This is a genomic window from Marinobacter sp. G5_S1_61_S3, assembly GCF_054968585.1.
The window spans coordinates 1-2,773 of the sequence record NZ_JBQKUK010000033.1 but is presented as its reverse complement, the minus strand read 5'-3'; the positions used below and the strand labels follow the sequence as shown (position 1 = coordinate 2,773).

The window sequence follows — 2,773 nt, the reverse complement described above, 5'->3', positions numbered from 1 at the left end:
GGGCGACTCCATCCAGAGCTTACGGATCATCGCCAAGGCGAAACGCGTCGGTCTTGAGCTGACGCCCCGGCAGATGTTCGAGCACCAGACCATTGCTGCTCTGGCTCGGGTAGCAACCCATGCGACGGTACAAAACTACGTCGTCGATATGGAACGGGACTTCCCGCTGACACCGATCCAGCAGTGGTTCTTTGATCAGGCCATGCCCCGGCCGGAGCATTGGAACCAGGCACTGTTGCTCAAACCCGCCACGGCATTGAATAGCGAAGCTCTGGCCGAGGCACTCAACGCGATTTACCGACACCACGACGCCTTGCGGCTGCGCTTTGCCCGGAAAAACGATGAATGGCTGCAAGCCTACGGTATACCAGACAAACCGGCGGATCTGCTGTGGTCGGTGACCACAACCCCTGAACAGTTGGTGAACGAATGCGACCGGGCCCAGGCCAGCCTGGATCTGTCGGAAGGGCCCCTGATGCGAGCACTGCATGCACGGCTGGACGATGGTTCCGAAAGGTTGCTGTTGGCGGTGCATCACCTGGGAATCGACGGCGTGTCCTGGCGCATTCTGCTAGACGACCTGATGCAGGCCTACCAGCAGATCCTTCGGGGAGAAACCATTGACCTGGGGGCGAAGGCCACTCCTTTCCAGGCCTGGGCCGAGCAACTGCCAACACCCTGGAACGACGCCGTGTTGGTGGAGGAAATCGACTACTGGTCGGCCATCCCCGCCCCGGCACCGCTGCCGATCGTGAACGCGGGCGGGCCCAATACCGTGGATCAACTGGCCCGGTCGACCATGGCCTTGTCCGCCGAGGTCACCGGGGAGTTGCTGACCGAGGCTCCGAAGGCCTGGCGCACACAGGTGAATGACCTGCTGCTGACCGCCTTGGGCGAAGCGCTGTTTCACTGGAGTGGTCGTTCGCAGTCAACGATTGCCCTCGAGGGCCACGGTCGTGAGCCGTTGATGGAAGGGGTGGACCTGAGCCGGACCGTCGGCTGGTTCACCAGCCTGTACCCGGTGTGTGTGTCCGGTGGTGGCAACCTTGTCGAGAACCTGAAGGCCACCAAAGAAGCCCTGCGTCAGGTGCCCCGGGGCGGCCTGGGGTACGGTGTGCTGCGCTACCTGAAAGGCGAGCACGGCCTGCCGGATCTCTCTGGCGCGGTGCTTTTCAATTACCTGGGGCAGGTGGACGAGGGCAGCCAGGATGGCCTGGTACTGGCGGAAGAATCGCCGGGTGCCATGCGGGCTATGGATGCTCCTCTGGGGTTTGAACTGTCGCTGGACGGTCAGGTGCGTGACGGCGTGCTGTCGTTTTCCTGCAGTTACAGTGCGGCGCGTTATCAGCGTGAAGCAATTGACGAGCTGATGAAGCATTTCCGTCGCGCCCTCGAAAACGTAGTCGCGACGTGCCGGGAAACCGGTGGCGTAACACCCTCAGATTTCCCGCTGATGGCCCTAGACCAGACCGCGCTGGATGCCTTGCCGGTCGGGCAGGGCGACATCGACGATCTGCTGCCACTGACGCCGATGCAACAGGGGTTGCTGTTCCATAGTGAGCTGGGGGGTGTCTCCGATACCTACGTCAATCAGGTGTCCGTGACCCTGGACGATCTGCCTGTGGAGCCCTTCAAGGCGGCCTGGCAGTCGGCGGTTGCCCGTCACCCAGTTCTGAGGGCCGGGTTTATTCATGCGCCCGGTTCCCAGTTGCCGGTGCAGCTGATTCACCACAAAGCCGTGCTGTCGATCCGCGAACTGGATTGGCGCACTGATGCTTCCATGACTCTGGATGCTCTCTGCCAACAGGAAAAATCGGCCGCTTTCGACCTGGCCCGGCCGCCGCTGATGCGGATGGTGCTGATCCGGCTGGGGGAGCGGCGCTGGCAGATGATCCTGACGCTTCACCACATCCTCCTGGACGGCTGGAGCAGTGCGGCGCTGCTCAGCGAAGTCATGCTGGAGACTCTGGGCGGGCGCCTGGAGACCCCGGCCCGTTACCATGACTATTTCAATTGGCTGGTTGGGCGGGATCTTGAAAGCGCCGAGACTTTCTGGCGCGACCAACTGTGCCAGCTTCCCGAGCCCACGCGTCTGGCCCCACTGCTGGCCGACAGCCGTTGCCTGGACCGGGACGAGGCTTCACTCGCCGATATTGTGATGCATCCGGATTACGACTCCCTGGCGGGATTTGCCCGGCAACAACAGGTGACCCTCAATACCCTCATTCAAGCCGCCTGGACCCTGATCCTTCAGCGTTACACCGGTCAGCGCGAAGTGGCCTTCGGCGCCACGGTGTCTGGTCGGCCGGCGGCGGTGTCCGGTATGGATCGCCAGATCGGGTTGTTCATCAACACGCTGCCAGTCGTTGAGGCCCCGGCACCAGAGCAGCGCCTGGGAGACTGGTTGGCAGAGCTACAGGCTCACAACCTGGCGTTGCGGGAGCACGAGCATACCCCGCTGTACCAGATTCAGCAGTATGCCGGGCAATCGGGGCGAGAGCTGTTTGATTCCCTGCTGGTGTTTGAGAACTTCCCGGTGGACGATGCCCTGCGCAGCGATGCCTCCGGCGTGCGAGCCAGCAACCTTCAGGTGAGCGAACAGACCCATTACCCCCTGAGCCTGGCGGTCGAGGCCGGGCAGGGGCTGGTCCTGCACCTGCATTACCGTAACGATCAGGTGTCACCGGCCCGCGCGGAAGCGCTTGCAGGCCAGTTGGAACACCTCCTGTACGCCATGGCGCGGAGCGGCGAACAGCGACTGTCGGATCTGCCC

At 62.8% G+C, this 2,773-nt stretch carries 1 protein-coding gene; it reads left to right on the top strand.

Annotated elements, in window-relative coordinates; genetic code table 11:
* Window positions 1-2,773 (top strand): condensation domain-containing protein (locus tag ACTRWH_RS20380; protein WP_462826787.1); only part of this gene is annotated, 2,773 nt, incomplete at both ends.